The organism is Kitasatospora sp. NPDC096204 (assembly GCF_044763205.1).
Classification (GTDB): domain Bacteria; phylum Actinomycetota; class Actinomycetes; order Streptomycetales; family Streptomycetaceae; genus Kitasatospora.
Map to the genome: position 1 here is coordinate 146,863 of NZ_JBIWFT010000017.1, position 18,301 is coordinate 165,163.

The following is an 18,301-nucleotide window of genomic DNA, read 5'->3' on the forward strand; positions in this document are numbered from 1 at the left end:
CGGGCCCCCGGGCCGGGCGTCAGTTCCAGTCGAACTCCTGCGGGTCCGGGCCGATCCGCTTGCCGGTGGCCACGGCGGCGATCGCCGTGAGGTCCTCGGCGTCCAGCTCGAAGCCGGCGACGTCCAGGTTCTCGCGGATCCGGGACGGGGTGACCGACTTCGGGATGGCGATCACGCCGCTCTGGAGGTGCCAGCGCAGCACCACCTGGGCGACGGTGCGGCCGTGCTTCTCGGCGATCTTCACCAGCGCGGGCTCGGCGAGCAGCTCCTTGCCCTGGCCCAGCGGGCTCCACGCCTCGGTGGCGATGCCGTGCTCGGCGTGGAAGGCGCGCAGCTCCGCCTGGGGGAAGTACGGGTGCAGCTCGACCTGGTTCAGGACCGGGGCGACGGTGGCCTCGTCGAGCAGGCGGGTCAGCTGCTCGGTGCCGAAGTTGGAGACGCCGATCGACGTGACCCGGCCGTCCGCCTTCAGCTGCTCGAACGCCTTCCAGATGTTCAGGTAGCTGTCGCCGTGCATCGGCCGGGGCCAGTGGATCAGGTAGAGGTCGAGCTGCTCGAGGCCGAGCTTCGCCAGCGAGGCGTCGAACTCGCGCAGCACCGCGTCGCGGCCCTGCCGGCCGGACCAGTCGCGGGTGCCCGAGTTCCACAGCTTGGTGGTGACGTAGAGGTCCTCACGGGCCACGCCGCCCGCCAGCGCCTCGGCGATCGCCGCGCCGGTGCCGGCCTCGTTCTCGTAGATGGCCGCCGTGTCGATGGAGCGGTAGCCCGCCTCGATCGCGGCGCGGACGGCCGGGGTGGCCTCGGCGTCCGGGACCTGCCACACGCCGAAGCCGAGCTGCGGGATCTGCGCGCCGTCGTTCAGGGTGACGGTGGGGATGGTGCTCACGGGAAGGGGTGCCCTCCTGATTGTCCTGTGGTTCCAGTGGGGGCAACTGGTGCCCCGGTGTGATTGTTCCCGCCGAACGGGCGAATCTTGAGTGAAGCTTTGCGAGGGTTTGCCCGGGGTCGGCGGCCCTGCCGGTGGCGGGGCGGAGACCGCCCTGGTGGGGGACCGGAGGGGAGCCGTGAGGACCTCCGGGGGCGTGTGGGGGCTTGTGGACTCGCGTGCGGGGAGCGTGCGGAGGCTGTGCGCGGGGGCGTGCGGCCCCGGCGTGCAGGGGGCGTGCGGGACGTGGGGCGTGGTGGTGTGCGGGGTGTGGCGTGCGGGGGTCGCCCGGGCCGTGGGGTGCGGGGCGCGGGGGTGGGCGGCCGCGGTGGAAAAACCTGTTGCGCGGATCACACGGAGCTTGGCAGGCTCGCGGCCATGACCTCCTGACGTCCGGGCCCTTCGTGCCCATTCCATCTCCGCTCGGTGTCTCCTCCGGGCGCATCGCCGATGTCGCGCCGCCGCCGTGCCGCGCATCATCCGTCCGTCGGCTCCGGCCGCCTGCCGTTCGGCCGCCGCCCGCGCTGCGCGCACGTCACCGAGGCGTTCCGTGCGCCCTGTTCCCCCGAACTCCCCGTCACCCGTGCGCCCGTGCACACCCGCACCCGCGCACCGCTCGCATCGGAGTGTCATGCTGCTCACCCCTCTGCCGCTGGCCGACCCCGGCAGTCCCGACCTCTCCTCACCCCTGGCCTTCCTGCGCTGGCTGCAGCGCAGCCAGCGGCGCGGGCAACTGCTCGCCACCCTCTGGGCGCTGATCGAGATGGGGTGCCAGGCCGCCCTGCCGGTACCGCTCGGGTTCGGCGTGCAGGCCGCCGTGGACGGCGACGCCGGCGGGATCTGGCGGTCCGGCGGGCTCCTGCTGCTGCTGGGCGCGGGTGCCTCGGTCGGGACCGTGCTGCTGCACCGTCAGGCGGTCTGGAACTGGATCCACGCGGCCACCCATGTCCGGCAGTTGGTGGCCCGGCAGGCCTCGCACCTGGGGGCCGGGCTGTCCCGCCGGATCGCCACCGGCGAGGTCGTCGCGGTCGGCAGCGGGGACGTCGAACGGATCGGCTGGTACGTCGAGCTGGTCGCCCGGGTCCGGGCCGCGGTGATCGTCTGGCTGGCCGTGAGCGTGGCGGTGCTGACGGTCGATCCGGTGCTAGGGGCCGGGGTGCTGCTCGGCGTCCCGGTGCTGGCCGCCTCCGTCTGGCCGCTGATCGGCCCGTTCGAGCGGCGCTACGAGCAGCAGCGCGCCCTCGGCGGCAAGGCCACCGAACTGGCGGCCGACACCGTCGCGGGGCTGCGGGTGCTGCGCGGCATCGGCGGTGAGGAGCTGTTCCTGGAGCGGTACCGGGCCGCCTCCCAGAAGGTCCGCGCGGCGGCCGTCCGCTCGTCCCGGATCTGGTCGCTGATGCAGGCGCAGCAGGTGCTGCTGCCCGGGCTGTTCGTGGTCGGCGTCACCTGGTACGGCGCCCGGCTGGTGGCCGACGGCGAGCTCGCCGTCGGCACCCTGATCGCGGTGTACGGAGCGACGGCCTTCCTGGCCGCTCCGCTGCGCATCCTGGGCGAGGCGGCGCACGCCTGGAGCGTGGCCCGGGTCTCCGCCGGGCGGGCCGTGCGGGTGCTCTCGCTGGCCCGGACCGCCGGCACCGCCGAGGCCTCGCTGGCCCGGCCGGACAGGGCGGACCTGCACGACCCGGCGAGCGGGCTGACCGCTCGGGCCGGCGAGCTGACCGCGGTGGTCTGCGGGGACCCGGACTTCGCCGGGGCGCTGGCCGAACGGCTCGGCGGGCACGTCCCGCTGGCCGAGGGCGAACGGGCGCAGGCCTCGGTGCGGCTCGGCGGTACGGAGCTCGACTCGGTGCCGCTGGCCGAGGCCAGGGCGGCGGTGCTGGTCCACGACAAGGAGCCGGTGCTGCTCTCCGGCACGCTGGCCGAGCTGTTCGACATCCCGTCCTCGGGGCGGGTCCCGGCCGCCGCGGCCCTGGCGGCGGCCAGGTCCGACGACGTGCTGGAAGCCCTGGTGGACGGCTCGCCCGAGTGCGGGGGCGACCCGATGCGCGCCCGGATCACCGAGCGCGGACGCTCGCTCTCCGGCGGGCAGCGCCAGCGGCTCGCGCTGGCCCGCGCCCTGCTGGCGGACCCGCCGGTGCTGGTGCTCGACGAGCCCACCAGCGCGGTGGACGCGCACACCGAGTCGCGGATCGCCACCGGGCTGCGGGACACCAGGGCGGGCCGCACCACCGTGGTGTTCGCGACCAGTCCGCTGCTGCTCGACCAGGCGGACCGGGTGGTGCTGCTGCGGGAGGGCCGGGCCGTCGCGGCCGGTCGGCACCGCGAACTGATGCGGACCGAGCCGGCCTACCGGGCCGTGGTCACCCGCGAGGAGGAAACGGCCCGCCCGGTGGGTGGGGCCGTATGAGGACCGCCGCCGAGATCCCTGCCACACACGCGAGGAGTACGTCATGAAGCCCCCCGTCCAGGAGGAACAGGGGCCCGTCGCCACCCTGCCGGTCGGATCCCCGGCCGCCGTGCGCGAGTACCTGCTGCTGCTCGCCCGGCGGCACCGCGCCGGGTTCTCCGCGGTGGTGGCGCTGCACTCGACGGCCACCCTGGCCGGGCTGGTCGGGCCCTGGGTGCTCGGCCGCCTGGTCGAGTCGCTGGCCGCCGGCACCGCCGGGTCCACCATCGCGGTGGCGGTCGCCTGGTACCTGCTGGCACTGGTGGCCCAGGCGGCGTTCACCGGCTGGTCGCGGATGCGCGGCGCGGTGCTCGGCGAGCGGGTGCTGGCCGACCTGCGGGAGGACTTCCTGGTCCGCTCGGTGGCCCTGCCGACCGGCGTGCTGGAGCGGGCCGGCACCGGGGACCTGGTCTCCCGGGGCACCACCGACGTCGACCGGCTGGACAAGTCGGTGCGCGAGGCGGTGCCCGAACTCGCCGTCGCCGTGGTGTCGTTGCTGCTGGTGCTCGGTGCGCTGCTGGTCACCTCGCCACTGCTCGCGCTGACGGCGCTGATCGGGCTGCCGCTGCTGCTGTTCAGTTCCCGCTGGTACTTCCGGCGCGCGCCGCAGTCCTACCGCAGCGAGGCGGCCGGGTACGCGGCGGTGAGCAACGTGCTGGCCGAGACGGTCGACGCCGGGCGGACGGTCGAGGCGCTGCGGCTGGGCGACCAGCGGGTCCGGTTGACGGACCGCAAGCTGCGCGAGTGGCTGGCCTGGGAGCGGTACACCCTGTGGCTGCGCACGGTCTGGTTCCCGACCATCGACGCGGTCTACACCTCGGCGGTGCTCGCCACCCTGGTCCTCGGCGGGCTGTTCACCCTCCGGGGCTGGATCACCGTGGGCCAGCTGACCACCGGCGTGCTCTACGCGCAGATGCTGACCGGCCCGGTGGACCTGATCCTGCGCTGGTACGACGAGCTCCAGATCGGCCAGGCCTCGCTGGCGCGGTTGGTCGGCGTGCGCGAGGTGCCCGAGCACGAGGGGGACGAGTCCGCCCGGCCGGACGGCCGTCGGGTCGAGGCCAAGGACGTCCGCTTCGGCTACCGCGAGGGCGCCGACGTCCTGCACGGGATCAGCCTGGACGTCGCCCCGGGCAGCCGGGTCGCGCTGGTCGGGCCGTCCGGGGCGGGCAAGTCCACCCTCGGCCGACTGCTCGCCGGGATCTACGCCCCCGGCCGCGGCAGCGTGACCCTCGGCGGGGCGGCGCTGTCGCGGATGCCGGCCGAGCGGGTGCGCGCGGAGGTCGCGCTGGTGAACCAGGAGCACCACGTCTTCGTCGGCACCCTGCGGGACAACCTGCGGCTGGCCGCGCCCGACGCGGACGACACCGGGCTGCGGGCCGCGCTGGAAGCGGTGGACGCCGGGGCCTGGGTGGACGCCCTGCCGGAGGGGCTGGACACCGAGGTCGGCTCCGGCGGCACCTCGCTGACCCCGCCGCAGGCCCAGCAGCTGGCGCTGGCCCGGCTGGTGCTGGCCGATCCGCACACCCTGGTGCTGGACGAGGCCACCTCCCTGCTGGACCCGCGGGCCGCCCGCCACCTGGAGCGCTCGCTCTCCCGGGTGCTGGAGGGTCGGACGGTCATCGCCATCGCCCACCGGCTGCACACCGCGCACGACGCGGACGTGATCGCGGTGGTCGAGGACGGGCGGATCAGCGAGTACGGCAGCCACCCGGACCTGGTCGCGGCGGGCGGCCCGTACGCGGCGCTCTGGCGGTCCTGGCGGGACGAGCGGTAGCGGGAGGTCCGGGCCGGAGGGCTTCCGGAGAGCTGTCGGGAAGCTGTCGGAGAGCTTCCAAACCCGTACGGGGCTCGATTACCCCGTACGGGTTACTCCCCGGCCCGGAATGGCGCGTAATCGGGCAAATCGGCTGTCCGGCCCGCAGACTGCTCCGGTGACCAAGATTTCAGACGGCTCGTCCCGCTCCTCCCGCGGTGAGATCGGTGGGATTCCCACGCGCTACATCGGGATCGGCGTCATCGTCGTCCTCGCCGTGTGGTTCCTGTTCGCCAACCTCGACAGGGTGCAGATCCAGTTCTGGGTCTTCACCGTCACCGCGCCGCTCTGGATCGCGCTGCTGGCCACGCTGATCGCGGGCGTCGCACTGGGCTGGCTGTTGAAGGGACGGCGCAGCAAGTGACCACGGCCTCCGGGCCGGCCCCGACCGGCGCCTCGGCCTTCACCCCGCTGATCGAGGTGCGCGGGGTCAACAAGCACTTCGGGGACCTGCACGTCCTCCAGGACATCGACCTGACGGTCGGGCGCGGCGAGGTCGTGGTGGTCATCGGACCGTCCGGTTCCGGCAAGTCCACCCTCTGCCGGGCGATCAACCGGCTGGAGCCGATCGAGGATGGCACCATCCTGATCGACGGCGAGCCGCTGCCCGAGGAGGGCAAGGGCCTGGCCAGGCTGCGGGCCGAGGTCGGCATGGTGTTCCAGTCCTTCAACCTGTTCGCGCACAAGACCGTGCTGCAGAACGTCTCGCTCGCGCAGATCAAGGTCCGCGGGCGGCCCAGGGCCGAGGCCGACGAGAAGTCCCGCGCGCTGCTGGAGCGGGTGGGCCTCGCCTCGCAGGCCGCCAAGTACCCGGCGCAGCTCTCCGGCGGGCAGCAGCAGCGGGTCGCGATCGCCCGCGCGCTGGCGATGGAGCCCAAGGCGCTGCTGTTCGACGAGCCCACCTCGGCACTCGACCCCGAGATGATCAACGAGGTGCTGGACGTCATGCGCCAGCTCGCGAGCGAGGGCATGACGATGGTCGTGGTCACCCACGAGATGGGCTTCGCCCGGGCCTCCGCGAACCGGGTGGTGTTCATGGCCGACGGCCGGATCGTCGAGGACCGCGCCCCGGAGGACTTCTTCAGCGCTCCTGAGAGCGATCGCGCCCGGGACTTCCTCTCCAAGATCCTGAAGCACTGAGGCGGCGCCGTGAACCGTGAGACGACGCCCGTGACGAGGCCGGTGACGGCGTCCGTGGTGCCGCCGGTCGCGAGGCCCGCGACGACGTCGGTGACGAGGCCGGTGCCGCGGGCAGGGAGGCGGGTGCTCGCCGCCGTCCTGCTGCTCACCGCGCTGCTGGCGGGCTGCGGCAAGCCCGGCACCCCGCCGCCCAAGGGCCCGCAGCCCAGCGCGCTGCCCACCTACCAGGTGCAGGACGCCTCCGCGATCACCGGCTCGCCGACCCTGGACGCCGCCCGCAGCCGGGGCCACCTGGTGGTCGGCGCCAAGGAGGACCAGCCGTACCTGGGCCAGAAGAACCCGGCCACCGGCGAGTACTCCGGCTTCGACATCGAGATCGCCAAGATGGTCGGCGCCTCGCTGGGCTTCCCGCCGGACCGGATCCAGTTCAAGACCATCGCCTCGGCGAACCGCGAGACCGCCCTGCAGAACGGCCAGGTGGACTACTACGTCGGCACGTACACCATCAACGAGAACCGGAAGAAACTGGTCGGCTTCGCCGGCCCGTACTTCATCGCCGGGCAGTCGCTGCTGGTGCGCAAGAACAACGACACCATCCACGGCCCGGAGGACCTGGACGGCAAGAAGGTCTGCTCGGCGGCCGGTTCGACGCCGTACCAGCGGATCCAGTCGCAGTTCCCGAAGGCCAAGCTGATCGGCTACGACACCTACTCGGCCTGCGTCGACAACCTGATCACCAACCAGGTCGACGCGGTGACCACGGACAACGCGATCCTGCTCGGCTACGCGGCCAAGGTGCCGGACGAGCTCAAGGTGGTCGGACCGCTGTTCTCCACCGAGCCGTACGGGATCGGGGTGCCGAAGGAGGACACCGTGCTGCGCGGCGCGATCAACGACGCGCTGGAGCACCACATGCAGAACGGCGACTGGCAGAGGGCCTTCGAGGCGACCCTGGGCCTCTCCGGGGAGCCGGCGCCGACCCCGCCGCAGATCGACCGGTACTGAGAGGCCACGCCGTGAAGACGCTGATCGACAACTGGTCGACCTACTGGGAGGGCTTCCTCGGCACGCTCTCGCTGTTCGTGGTGAGCGCCGTGCTGGCGCTGGTGCTGGGCGTGCTGGTCGCGGGCTTCCGGGTCTCGCCGGTCAAGCCGCTGCGGGTGTTCGGGACGCTGTGGGTGACGGTGCTGCGCAACACGCCGCTGACGCTGCTGTTCTTCATCGTGGTGCTGGGGCTGCCCCGGTTCAACATCACCCTGCCCTTCTACACCTTCGCGGTGCTGGCGCTGGGCTGCTACACCTCGGCCTTCGTCTGCGAGTCGATGCGCTCGGGCATCAACACGGTGCCGACCGGGCAGGGTGAGGCGGCCCGCAGCCTCGGCATGAGCTTCGGGCAGACGATGGGTCTGGTGGTGCTGCCGCAGGCGTACCGCTCGGTGGTGGCACCACTCGGCAGCGTGATGATCGCGCTGGCGAAGAACACGGCGATCGCCGGTTCGTTCAGTGTCACCGAACTGCTGGGCACCTACCGGACCATCAACGAGCTGGGCTACAGCATCGTCTGGACCTTCGTCTGGATCGCCGTCGGTTACCTGATCATCACCCTGGCCATCAGCGCCGTCTTCAACCTGCTGGAACGACGAGTGGCGGTGTCCCGATGACCGTTGAATCCTCGGCGCTGTACGACATCCCCGGTCCGAAGGCGCTCGCCCGGCACCGGCTGTACGGCGGGATCGCGCTGCTGCTGATCGCGGCGCTGATCGGCTGGGTCGTCTACATGATGTTCCACACCCAGCAGTTCACGTACGAGAAGTGGATGGCCTTCGAGTACCGGGGCGTGCAGGAGCTGCTGCTGCGCGGGCTCGGCAACACCCTCAAGGCCTTCGGCTGGACGGTGCTGTTCGCGCTGCCCTTCGGCGCGCTGTTCGCGGCCGGGCGGCTCTCCGACCACCGGGTGGTGCGCTGGTTCGCCACCCTGGTGGTGGAGTTCTTCCGGGCCATGCCGGTGCTGGTGATGATCTTCTTCGTCTTCGTCGCGCTCAAGGTGCAGCCGCTCTGGGCGCTGGTGGCCGGCCTGGTGCTCTACAACGGCTCGGTACTGGCCGAGGTGTTCCGGGCCGGCGTGCTCGCCGTGCCCAAGGGGCAGCGGGAGGCGGCGTACGCGCTCGGCATGCGCAAGACCCAGGTGATGTCCTACGTCCTGGTGCCGCAGGCCAACCGGGCGATGCTGCCGGCCATCATCAGCCAACTGGTGGTCGCGCTCAAGGACACCTCGCTGGGGTTCCTGATCACCTACGAGGAGTTCCTGCACGCGGGCAAGCTGATCGCCACCAACCTGGACTACGACCTGCCGTTCATCCCGGTGGTCATGGTGATCGCGCCGATCTACATCGGCATGTGTCTGCTGCTCTCCTGGCTCGCCCGCTTCGTGGAACGGCGCAGCCGGCGCAGCCCGAGCGTGCGCGGCGGGGCGCCGGTGGTCAAGGCCGGGGTGGCGATGGGGCTGCCGCCCTCGGCGCAGCAGTGACGGTGCGGTACGAGACGGTGCGGCACTGAGAAGGATCGGTACCCGAGAAGGTGCGGTACCGAGAAGGTGCGGCACCGAGATGCGGCGCCGGGAAGGTGCGGTCCTGAGCAGGCCGGTTCGGGGCTGAACCATAGGTGCGGGTGGGGTCGGGGTCGATACCTCCAAATTCCTCTTATGATTCTCGGGCGCCAGAACGCGCCCGAACGCGCCCGGACGCGGCCGAAGCACGGCTGCGGCACGGCCGAACGGTGGTCGGCGCGTGGCCGGAGCGGGCTGCCGAAGGTGGACGAGCGGGTGGGAGGGATCATGGAGCCGGTGTTCGATTCGCGGCACATCAGGACGTTCCACGAGGTCGTCCGGGCCGGCTCCTACTCGGCCGCCGCCCGCGAACTCGGCTACACCCAGCCCGCCATCACCCAGCAGATGAAGGCGCTCGAACGCACCGTCGGCGTTCCGCTCTTCACCCGGGCGGGGCGCGGACTGCGGCTCACCGAGGCAGGTGAGGCGCTCTCCCGGCACGCCGAGCTGATCCTCGGCAGCATGTCGGCCGCCCAGCAGCAGCTCGCCGCGCTCGCCCGGCTGCGCGCCGGGCGGGTGCGGGTCTGCGCCTTCCCCAGCGCCAACGCCACCCTGATACCCGAGGCGATGGCCCGGCTGCTGGCCGAGCATCCGGGCGTGCGGGTGGAGCTGCTGGAGGCCGAGCCGCCGGACTCCGTCCAGCGACTGCTGCGCGGGGAGTGCGACATCGCGCTGGCCTTCCGCTACCCGGGCGGGGCCACCGAGGTGCCGGAGGGCCTGGACGAGATCCCGCTGATGGAGGACCTGCTCACGGTGCTGCTGCCGGTCGGGCACCCGCTCGGCCGCCGGCACGCCGTACGGCTGGCCGACCTCGGCGGCGAACGCTGGATCGCCGGCTGTCCGCGCTGTCGGGCCAACCTGCTGCACGTCTGCGCGGAGGAGGGTTTCGCGCCGGACATCGTGTTCTCCACCGACGACAACCTCGCGGTGCAGTCGCTCGTTGCCGCCGGGGTCGGGATCGCGCTGATGCCGGCGCTGGTGCTCTCCTTCATGTGCCACCGCAAGGTCACCGGGCGGGCCGTCGAACCGCACCTGCGGCGGCAGGTGAGCGCGTACGTGCTGCGCGAGCACCGCCGGATCCCGGCCACCGCACTGGTGCTGGACCACCTGCGACAGGCGGCGGCGAGCCGGGTCGGGTGCTGAGCAGCCCGACCGACATATAAGTGTTGATGGGGAGGTTGCTTACGAACCCTCCTTGGACGTGATAGGTCGATCCGTTCGAACCTGTGGGGATGACACCCTCAGCCACGGTCGGCAGCGGCCGACTCACCGAGCGGATGACCGCGCTGATCAGTGAGATCCGCGCCGTCGTGGACCGCGGGCTCCCGCCGGAGCTCACCGCCTACCTGGTCGGCGAACGCCTCGCCCCGCACCTGCACGCCGATCCGGACGGACCGGACGCGCTGCTCACCGCCGCTCAGCGCGAGGGTGACCCGCAGCGCTACCGCCAGCACGTCCTGCACGCCGAGGAGGACGGCAGCTTCTCCGTCGTCGCCCTGGTCTGGCTGCCCGGACAGCAGACCCCGATCCACGACCACGTCTCCTGGTGCGTGGCCGGCGTCCACCAGGGACAGGAGAGTGAGACCCGCTACCGGCTGGTCTCCGAGGGCCCCACCGCCCGACTGGTCGAGACCGAGCACGTGGCCGGCCCGGCCGGCACCGTGGCCGCTTTCGCGCCGCCCGGCGACATCCACCTGGTGCGCAACTCCTGTAGCAGCACGGCGATCTCCATCCACGTCTACGGCGCGGACGTCTCGCGGCTCGGCACCAGCATCCGGCGGGTCTACCGACTGCCCGCCGACCGGCAGCAGTGAGCGCGGCGTGGCACTGACCTTTCGGCAGACGCTCCGGCACCGCGCCGCCCGTACCCGTTCGCTGCCCCCGATGCGCGGGGACGCCCCCGGGCTGCTGCTCGCGGCCCTCGGAGTGGCCGCCGCGCTGGGCGTCCACGCGCTGGTACCGGCCGTGCCCGAGCTCACCGCCGCCGTCGTGCTCGGCATGGTGGCGGCCCACCTGCCGGGATTGCGCCCGGTGGTCCGCGGGATCGCCCGGCCGGGGCTGTCCACGGCCGGGAAGCGGCTGATGCGGCTCGGGATCGTCCTGCTCGGGCTCAAGCTCAGCCTGGACGACGTGCTCGGCCTCGGCTGGGCCACCGTCGCCATGGTGCTCGCCGTGGTCGCGGCCACCTTCGCGGGGACGCTCTGGCTGGGCCGGCGGCTCGGCCTGCCGGGGGACCAGCCGCTGCTGGTCGCCACCGGCTACTCGATCTGCGGGGCCTCGGCGATCGGCGCGGTCAGCCAGGCGGCGGGCAGTGAGGAGGAGGACGTCGCGGCCTCGGTGGCGCTGGTCACCCTGTGCGGGACGCTGGCGATCGCCGTGCTCCCGCTGCTCCAGCACCCGCTCGGGCTCGGCGAGTTGGAGTTCGGGCGCTGGGTCGGGGCGAGCGTGCACGACGTCGGGCAGGTGGTCGCCACCGCGCAGACCGGCGGGCCGGGGGCGCTGCGGGAGGCGGTGCTGGTCAAGCTGATGCGCGTGGTGCTGCTGGCGCCGCTGGTCGCGGGGGTCGCCGTGATGGTCCGGCGGAACCTGCGGGCGGCGCGGGTGGCGGCTTCGGTTCCGGTTTCGGCTACGGCGGAGGTCCCGGTGGGGGCTTCGGTGGGTGGCCCGGTGGGGGCTTCCGCGGTCGGCGGGGCGGGCGACGGTGCGGGTGGGAAGTCGGGTGAGAAGCCTGGTGAGAAGTCGGTGAAGGCCGGCAGCCGTCCGCCGATCGTGCCGCTGTTCGTGGCGGGGTTCCTCGCGATGATCGTCCTGCGGACCACCGGAGTGCTGCCCGAGCGGGCGCTCGGACTGGCCGCGGACGCCCAGGAACTGCTGTTGGCCGCAGCGCTGTTCGGTCTCGGCAGCGCGGTCCACCTGCCGACCATGGCCCGCACCGGCGGGCGGATCGCCCTGCTCGGGCTCGGATCCTGGGTGGTCGTCGCGGGCGTCTCGTACGCGGGGGTGCTGGTCACGAACTGACGGGCCCGGACGCGGACTCGGCTATTGTCGGGCGGGTGCCTGCCCCGCCCCGCAAGGGGGGCGGCCCCGCAGCCGAGTTCGCCCGAGTCCGCCAAGGAGGACGGATGACCACCGCACCGCCCGAACGCGACGGCCACGAGGCCGTTGTCACGCTCGACCGGCGGGAGGGCCCGTACGGCGAAGTGGTGCTCCGGCAACGCGGTCGGGACTTCGAGATCATCGCCAACGGCTGCTTCCTGATGGACACCGCCGACGGGCGCTCGGAGCGGCTGCTCATCCAGGCGGCGCTGGACGAGCTGGACCGTACGGGCTGCCCGGCCGAGCGTCCGTCGGTGTTGATCGGGGGCCTCGGGGTCGGCTTCTCGCTGGCGTACGCGGCGGCCGAGCCGCGCTGGGGGCGGATCGCCGTCGTCGAGCGGGAGACCGCGATCATCGACTGGCACCGGGCCGGCCCGCTCGGTGCCTTCTCGGACGGCGCCCTGGACGACGAGCGGGTCGAGGTGCTCCACACGGACCTGCTGGAGTACCTCGCGGCGGCGGACGGCGAGCGCTACGACGCCCTGTGCCTGGACATCGACAACGGACCGGACTGGACCGTCACCGAATCCAACGACGGGCTGTACGGCGCGGACGGGCTCGCGGTGCTGTGGCACCGCCTGCGGTCGGGAGGGGTGCTGGCCGTGTGGAGTGCCCAGCCCTCGCGGGCCTTCGAGGAGGCGCTGCGGGCGGTGGGATTCACGGACGTGGTGACGCACGAGATCCCGGTGGCCCGGGGGGTGCCGGACGTGGTGCACCTGGCCCGGCGGGCGGATTGAGGGCGGGGCCGGGTCGAAGTGGGGCGAGCGCGACCGGGCGGCGAGTGCGGACGGATGACAACGGACAGGTGACAGATTTCAGATTTCGTTCGCTGAAACCTGAAACCTGAAACCTGAAACTTGTCAGCTGTCGCCTGGCAGTTGTCGCTCAGCCGAACGGGCGGTTCTCCGGTGCGGAGTTCGCTTCGTCCGTCTCGTCCGCCGGCTCCGGTTCGGCCGCCGACGAGTCCGCGTAGCCGTCCATGGCGAAGGGGTTGAAGTCCGGCGGCGGGACCATCACCGGGGTGCCCTTGCGCGGGGTCGGCTCCTGGGCGTCCGCGGGCTGCCCCGAACCCTGGTCCGTCGTTTCCGCTGCGGCGGGCGGGGCCTGGGCCGGGATGGCGGGCGGGGTCGAGGGCGGTGGCGGCACGGCCGGGCCCTGGGCGGGCAGGGCGGTGCCGAACGGATCGGCCTTCTGCTCGGCCGCGACCGTGGTGCCGAACGGGTCGGCGATCGGAGCGGCGGCGGAGGGCTGGGTGGCGGGCGAGTCGCTCGACGAGTCCGCGTAGCCGTCCATGGCGAAGGGGTCGAAGTCCGGCGGCGGGACCATCACCGGGGTGCCCTTCGGCCTGTCCGCGGCATCCTGCGCCGTCTCCTCCCCACCGGCGGCGGGGGCCTCCGCCACCGGCGCGAAGGGGTTGAAGTCCGCGGGAGGCACCCGTACCGGCGTGCCACGCAGGTGCACGGGCTTCTCCGCCGGCTCCTCCTCGACGGAGGCGGGCGCAGGAACAGGCACAGGAACGGGCGCAGGAACAGACACAGACTCGGGCTCAGGAAGGGGAGCTGGAGCCGGAGCAGGCGCCTGGGCCGGCACGGTGCCCACCGCGGCCGGTACGCCGTCCCAGCCGAACTGGATGCTCTTCAGCAGCTCCGCGAACGCCTCCGTGTACAGCTCCCAGTCCTCCGGCCGTGCCGTGGACAGCTGGGCGCACAGCACCGTCCCGCCGTCCGGCAGCGGGACGAAGGCCTGGACGGCCGAGGTGACCACCCAGCGCCGCTGCCCGTCGGCGGCCAGCGGGCCGGGCACCGGGACGGTCCGGCCCTCGACCAGGACGGCGGCCGGCCCGGCCGGCAGCAGGACGGTCCACACCTCGGCATGCCGCCGGACGGTGGCCAGCTCGGTGGCGAGCGCGGTGATCGGCAGCGGGTGCCGGGCGAGCGAGACGACGAGGGTGGCGTCCGAGCCGCGGCCGTCCAGCTCCAGGGCGCAGACGCCGGCGTAGACGACTCCCGCGTCGCGGATCAGGTCGGCCAGGGTGGCGGAGATCACCGCGAAGTCGCGCCGGGGCTCCGGGCCGGTGGCGCTGAACAGTTCCTCGGCGACCTCGGCCAGGTGCCGGGCCAGTTCGTCGGCGGCCGCCACGGTGGCCGTGGCGGCGCCGGTCCGGTCCGCGCCCTCGGGCAGCGGGGGCACCGCCCGGGCGCAGACGCCGGGCGGACCGTCCGGGGAGGTCAGCGAGTGGAAGCCGGGCGGCACGACCAGCCGGACCTCGGCGCCCGCGCCGGTGGGCAGTTCGACCGGCTGACGGGTCTGCTGCCCGGCCGCCAGCGCGGCCAGCGCGGGGGCGAACGGCGGACGCAGCTTGGCGTCGGCGAACTCGCCGGTGACCGGGAGCTGGAACAGCGCGGCCGAGGTGGTGCCCCGGTCGGCGATGGCACCGCGCACCGCGCCTGCGCCGTAGCGGGTCTGGAGCGCGGCGACCACCCGGTCGGTGAGCCGTGCGCCGGTGCCGGAGCGGGCGGTGCCCGCGGTGGTCACCGTGCCGAGCCGGTCGACGGCGGTGTGCACCGGGCCGTTGGGGGCCAGCGGCAGGCCGAACAGGGCCTCGCCGGCCGGGTGTTCGCCCGTCCGCGGGGCGCTCAGCGAGGCCGCCGGGTGGCGCGAGGTGTGCTCGTCGAAGAGGGCGTCGGTGAGGGTGCCGAGGGTCGCGCAGACCTGCTCCGCTGCCGCGAAGGGGTTGGCCTCCACACTGAACTGGACGTCCTGGGTCACCTGGTGAGCCCCCCGCTCTGCTCCGTCTGCCGTCGGTGGTTCGAGTGGGACCGGGCGCGCCGCGGCGGCGTGCCGTCAGATCCCTGCTCATTCCTATCAGAGCCCACCGTCAGGACCGAACCGCAGGATGACCCGATGATCACGCGGACGGTCGTCGTGGCGACGACCTCGGCCCCTCCCCGGTAACCGACCCGGCGATTGCTCCGGGGACTGCTCCGGTCACTCGGCGGCGGCTCCGCCGGCCTGCGCGGACCCGTCGTGAGGGCGGCCGGCGGCGAGCGCGGTGACCGTCTCGACGATCCCGGGCACGGCGAACAGTCCCGCGAGGTCCCGCACCAGGCGCCCGGTCGGGCCGTCCGGGCGCTCGTCGGCGAAGAAGGAGGCCAGTTCGGCGGCGAGAGCCGGCTCGCGGGCGGCGGTGAGGGTGAGCGCCGCGACGAACTCCTGCACCAGGTGCAGCTGGAGCTCCTCCAGTGGCACCGAGCGTTCGGCCAGCCACTCCAGCGAGGTGATCTCGGCGTTGGCGATCCAGGCCCGGACGGTCAGCCGCAGCCCGACACTCGGCGCGGGGATCGCCAGGTGGGCCAGGATCTGCTCCTGCGCGGCCCGGCGCACCTCGTCGATCACCGCCGAGGTGCCCGCGCTGGCCGCCACCGAGCCGCCGCGCAGCAGTGCGGCGAAGCCCGGCCCGTGGCTCTGCACGAAGTCCAGGTAGCGGCCCATCACCCGGTGCAGCCGCTCCGACAGCGGCCCTTCCATCGGCTCCTCGAACCGGGCCGACAGCTCCTTCCCGGCCCGCCGCAGCGACTCCTCGTACAGCGCCTGCTTGCCGGGGAAGTAGTGGTACACCAGCGGCCGGGAGGCGCCCGCGGCGGCGGCGATGTCGTCGATCGACACCTCCTCCGGCGGGCGCCGGGCGAACAGTTCCAGCGCCACGGCGATCAGTTGCTCCCGCCGCTCGTCCACGCTCAGCCGCCGGCGCGGCCGCTCACCCGCCGGCCGGGCGGAGCCGCCGGCGCCGGCGGCTGCGGAGGTCCGTGCTGCGTGGTCGGCCGTCGGCGACGGCGTACGGGAGGCCATGCGCGCCACCCTAGTTCGTCGAGGGCCCTCCGGTGGAGCCAGGGGCCCGGCGCGGACCGCCCGCGCACAGCTCCCGAGCCCCGCGGTCGCGGCGGGCCGGACAGGCCCTCTAGGCGGAGCGGAGGTCCAGGTAGCGGCGGTAGGCCTCGACGCCGTCGGGGACGAAGGAGTCACGGGTGAGGCGGTCGGCGAGTTCGGCGGGGGTGAGCCAGGCGTGCCAGGCGACCTCGGACTCCTGGGGGGAGACCGGGCCGTCCCACTCGGCCTCGTACATGTCGCACCACCAGGAGAGCCGGTCCTGATCGAACCCGTCCTGCTCGAACCGGTCCTGCTCGAAGAGGAACTTGAACAGGGGGCGCGGGGCGATGCCGTGGACGCCGAGCTCCTCCTCGGCCTCGCGGACGGCGGCCTCGGCGTAGGTCTCGCCGGAGCCGACCACGCCGCCGACGAACATGTCGTACGCGCCGGGGGCGAACAGCTTGGTGTCGGTGCGGCGGTGGACGAAGATCCGTCCGGCCGGGTCGCGGACCAGGATGAAGACACAGCGGTGGGTGAGCCCGCGCCGGTACACCTCGCCGCGCGCGGCGGTTCCGATCACGCGATCGTGCTCGTCGACGACGTCCAGCAGTTCCTCGGCAGGTTTGGTCATGGGGGACAGGTTAGGGTTTCCGGGCTCGGTTCGAACGAGTTCGGTCGAAGACGGTCGAATGACATCGAGAACGAACGTGAGCGGCACGGGAAACAACGGAACTGGTCGAGGGCGGCGCGCGGTGGTGGAGATCTGGGGCGAGACGGCCGAGGGGTTCGAGCCCGTACGGGCGGCCTTCGTCCGCAACTTCGCCGACTACGGCGAGCTCGGCGCGGCCTTCGCGCTGTACGTGCGCGGCCGCAAGGTGGTCGACCTGTGGGGCGGCGACGCCCGGCCCGAGGTCGGCGGCCGTCCGGCGCCCGCGGTGCCGTGGACGGCGGACACCGCGCAGGTGCTGCGCTCGGTCACCAAGGGCCTGACCGCCACCACCGCGCTGCTGCTGGCCGAGCGAGGCCTGCTCGACCTGGACGCCCCGGTCGCCTCGTACTGGCCGGAGTTCGCGGAGGCCGGCAAGGGCCGGGTACCGGTGAGCTGGCTGCTCTCGCACCAGGCCGGGGTGCCCGCGCTGGACGTGCCGCTGCGGCTGGAGGACGTGCTCACCTGGGAGCGCGCGGCCGCCGCCGTCGCCGCGCAGGCGCCCGCCTGGGAGCCCGGCACCGCGCACGGCTACCACCCGTACACCTTCGGCTGGCTGGTCGGCGAGGTGGTGCGCAGGGTGAGCGGTCGGACGATAGGCCGGTACTTCGCCGAGGAGGTCGCCCGGCCGCTGGGGCTGGACCTGTGGATCGGGCTGCCGGCCGGCGCCGCGCCCAGGGTCGGCAAGCTGGTCGACCTGCCGGCCCCGGAGGCGGCCAGGACCGGTCCGAGCGGGCTGCGGCTGCGGCCCAAGCAGTCCGTCCGGGACGCCTACCAGGACCCGGCCTCGCTGACCGCCCGCTCCTTCGCCTCGGTGCTCCCCGGCGTGGACCTCAACGACCCGGCCGTGCAGGCCGCCGAGATCCCCGGCGCCGGCGGGATCGGCACGGCCCGGTCACTGGCCCGGTTCTACGCGGCGCTGATCGGTGCCGCCGACCGCCCGGACGGCTCCGGCGCGCTGCTGCCGCCGCTGCTCGGCCCCGAGGTGCTGGCGCGCGCGACCGGGCCGGCGGTGAGCGGTCCGGACCGGGTGCTGATCGTCAACTCCACCTTCGGCCTGGGCTTCTGGCGGCACGGCCCGACCGCGCCGATGGCCTCCCCGGCGAGCTTCGGCCACCCGGGCCGGGGCGGGTCGCTCGGCTTCGCCGACCCCGACCTGGGGCTGGGCTTCGGCTACGTCACCAACGGCATGCAGCCGGGTGTCACCGGGGACGTCCGCTCGCGGAACCTGATCCGCGCGGTGCGGGGGTGCCTGGGGCTGGACCGCTAGGGCGCGTCGGACGGTCGGCGTCGCGCGCCCGGCGTTCGGACGGTCGGCGTCGCGTGCCCGGCGGGACGTCAGGCGCGCCCCGGGCTCAGGCCTGGCCGGTCTCGAAACGGCTGACCTTGCCGCCGTCCACGGTGAAGCGCCAGGCGGTGCGCATCTCGCCCCAGGTGTCGTTGGTGAAGTTGGCGACCAGCGCGCGGCCGCCGTCGGACTCGGTCTGGACGTCCATCCGACCGTGGGTGGTGAAGATCTCGCGGTCGATCCAGTCCGCCAGGTTCCGGTCGGAGCCGTCGTCGGACATGGTCGCGTCCTCGGCGAGCAGCCCGACGAAGGCCTCGCGGTCGCCCGCGTTGATCGCGGTGACGGCGGCGCGGACGACGGGGTCGCTGAGCTTGGTGGTGGCGATGGTCACGGGGACTCCCGGGAGGGTGAG

17 protein-coding genes are annotated in these 18,301 nt (G+C 73.4%); 12 read left to right on the plus strand and 5 right to left on the minus strand.

What is annotated here, in order from left to right:
• Positions 1-19: 19 nt before the first annotated feature.
• The gene (locus ACIQ87_RS20575) at positions 20-886 is read right to left on the minus strand and encodes an aldo/keto reductase (RefSeq protein ID WP_402408560.1); all 867 of its coding nucleotides are present in this window, start codon (positions 884-886) and stop codon (positions 20-22) included.
• Between the two features lie 670 nt (positions 887-1,556).
• On the opposite strand from ACIQ87_RS20575, the gene ACIQ87_RS20580 reads away from it, so the two are divergent.
• The 11 genes from ACIQ87_RS20580 to ACIQ87_RS20630 all read left to right on the plus strand — a co-directional run bounded on the left by ACIQ87_RS20580 (position 1,557) and on the right by ACIQ87_RS20630 (position 12,765).
• A complete protein-coding gene (locus ACIQ87_RS20580; RefSeq protein WP_402408563.1) occupies positions 1,557-3,332 on the plus strand; it encodes an ABC transporter transmembrane domain-containing protein in 1,776 nt (591 codons plus the stop codon).
• Positions 3,333-3,375: 43 nt separating this feature from the next.
• Entirely contained in the window at positions 3,376-5,148 is a 1,773-nt protein-coding gene (locus tag ACIQ87_RS20585) for an ABC transporter ATP-binding protein (protein WP_402408566.1), read from the plus strand.
• A gap of 157 nt (positions 5,149-5,305) precedes the next feature.
• A complete protein-coding gene (locus ACIQ87_RS20590; RefSeq protein WP_392875644.1) occupies positions 5,306-5,551 on the plus strand; it encodes a LapA family protein in 246 nt (81 codons plus the stop codon).
• A gap of 47 nt (positions 5,552-5,598) precedes the next feature.
• Positions 5,599-6,327 (plus strand): amino acid ABC transporter ATP-binding protein, encoded by a 729-nt coding sequence (locus tag ACIQ87_RS20595; protein ID WP_402408639.1) that lies wholly within the window; start codon positions 5,599-5,601, stop codon positions 6,325-6,327.
• 123 nt (positions 6,328-6,450) lie between these two features.
• Positions 6,451-7,332: a glutamate ABC transporter substrate-binding protein gene (locus ACIQ87_RS20600; protein ID WP_402408569.1), complete on the plus strand. Its 882-nt coding sequence runs from the start codon at positions 6,451-6,453 to the stop codon at positions 7,330-7,332.
• An 11-nt stretch (positions 7,333-7,343) separates the two neighbouring features.
• Positions 7,344-7,988 carry an amino acid ABC transporter permease gene (locus ACIQ87_RS20605; protein WP_402408572.1) on the plus strand — a complete coding sequence of 215 codons (645 nt, stop codon included), beginning with the start codon at positions 7,344-7,346 and terminating at the stop codon, positions 7,986-7,988.
• Positions 7,985-8,854: an amino acid ABC transporter permease gene (locus tag ACIQ87_RS20610; protein WP_392915169.1), complete on the plus strand. Its 870-nt coding sequence runs from the start codon at positions 7,985-7,987 to the stop codon at positions 8,852-8,854. Before ACIQ87_RS20605 ends, ACIQ87_RS20610 begins: the two co-directional genes overlap by 4 nt.
• A gap of 315 nt (positions 8,855-9,169) precedes the next feature.
• A complete protein-coding gene (locus ACIQ87_RS20615; RefSeq protein WP_402408575.1) occupies positions 9,170-10,075 on the plus strand; it encodes a LysR family transcriptional regulator in 906 nt (301 codons plus the stop codon).
• An 89-nt stretch (positions 10,076-10,164) separates the two neighbouring features.
• The gene (locus ACIQ87_RS20620) at positions 10,165-10,746 is read left to right on the plus strand and encodes a cysteine dioxygenase (protein WP_392875662.1); all 582 of its coding nucleotides are present in this window, start codon (positions 10,165-10,167) and stop codon (positions 10,744-10,746) included.
• A 70-nt stretch (positions 10,747-10,816) separates the two neighbouring features.
• Positions 10,817-11,950, plus strand: coding sequence for a YeiH family protein (locus ACIQ87_RS20625; protein WP_402408641.1), 1,134 nt, complete (start codon positions 10,817-10,819; stop codon positions 11,948-11,950).
• Between the two features lie 104 nt (positions 11,951-12,054).
• Entirely contained in the window at positions 12,055-12,765 is a 711-nt protein-coding gene (locus tag ACIQ87_RS20630) for a spermidine synthase (RefSeq protein ID WP_402408578.1), read from the plus strand.
• 148 nt (positions 12,766-12,913) lie between these two features.
• Here ACIQ87_RS20630 and ACIQ87_RS20635 read toward each other — a convergent pair whose 3' ends face one another.
• From ACIQ87_RS20635 to ACIQ87_RS20645, 3 genes are all read right to left on the minus strand, one after another.
• Complete coding sequence (locus ACIQ87_RS20635) at positions 12,914-14,797, minus strand: hypothetical protein (protein WP_402408580.1); 1,884 nt, start codon at positions 14,795-14,797, stop codon at positions 12,914-12,916.
• A gap of 219 nt (positions 14,798-15,016) precedes the next feature.
• On the minus strand, positions 15,017-15,877 hold the full coding sequence (locus tag ACIQ87_RS20640; RefSeq protein ID WP_402408582.1) for a TetR/AcrR family transcriptional regulator: 861 nt from the start codon (positions 15,875-15,877) through the stop codon (positions 15,017-15,019).
• 109 nt (positions 15,878-15,986) lie between these two features.
• Complete coding sequence (locus ACIQ87_RS20645; RefSeq protein ID WP_402408584.1) at positions 15,987-16,526, minus strand: NUDIX hydrolase; 540 nt, start codon at positions 16,524-16,526, stop codon at positions 15,987-15,989.
• A 121-nt stretch (positions 16,527-16,647) separates the two neighbouring features.
• On the opposite strand from ACIQ87_RS20645, the gene ACIQ87_RS20650 reads away from it, so the two are divergent.
• Positions 16,648-17,871, plus strand: coding sequence for a serine hydrolase (locus ACIQ87_RS20650; protein WP_402408644.1), 1,224 nt, complete (start codon positions 16,648-16,650; stop codon positions 17,869-17,871).
• 85 nt (positions 17,872-17,956) lie between these two features.
• On the opposite strand, the gene ACIQ87_RS20655 is transcribed toward ACIQ87_RS20650, so the two are convergent.
• The gene (locus ACIQ87_RS20655; protein ID WP_402408587.1) at positions 17,957-18,280 is read right to left on the minus strand and encodes a nuclear transport factor 2 family protein; all 324 of its coding nucleotides are present in this window, start codon (positions 18,278-18,280) and stop codon (positions 17,957-17,959) included.
• Between the last annotated feature and the right edge of the window lie 21 nt (positions 18,281-18,301).

Coding starts and splice junctions, on each gene's coding strand:
- ACIQ87_RS20620 (WP_392875662.1), top strand. CDS start 10,165: ATGACACCCTCAGCCACGGTCGGCAGCGGCCGACTCACCGAGCGGATG.
- ACIQ87_RS20610 (WP_392915169.1), top strand. CDS start 7,985: ATGACCGTTGAATCCTCGGCGCTGTACGACATCCCCGGTCCGAAGGCG.
- ACIQ87_RS20640 (WP_402408582.1), bottom strand. CDS start 15,877: ATGGCCTCCCGTACGCCGTCGCCGACGGCCGACCACGCAGCACGGACC.
- ACIQ87_RS20580 (WP_402408563.1), top strand. CDS start 1,557: ATGCTGCTCACCCCTCTGCCGCTGGCCGACCCCGGCAGTCCCGACCTC.
- ACIQ87_RS20630 (WP_402408578.1), top strand. CDS start 12,055: ATGACCACCGCACCGCCCGAACGCGACGGCCACGAGGCCGTTGTCACG.
- ACIQ87_RS20585 (WP_402408566.1), top strand. CDS start 3,376: ATGAAGCCCCCCGTCCAGGAGGAACAGGGGCCCGTCGCCACCCTGCCG.
- ACIQ87_RS20625 (WP_402408641.1), top strand. CDS start 10,817: ATGCGCGGGGACGCCCCCGGGCTGCTGCTCGCGGCCCTCGGAGTGGCC.
- ACIQ87_RS20645 (WP_402408584.1), bottom strand. CDS start 16,526: ATGACCAAACCTGCCGAGGAACTGCTGGACGTCGTCGACGAGCACGAT.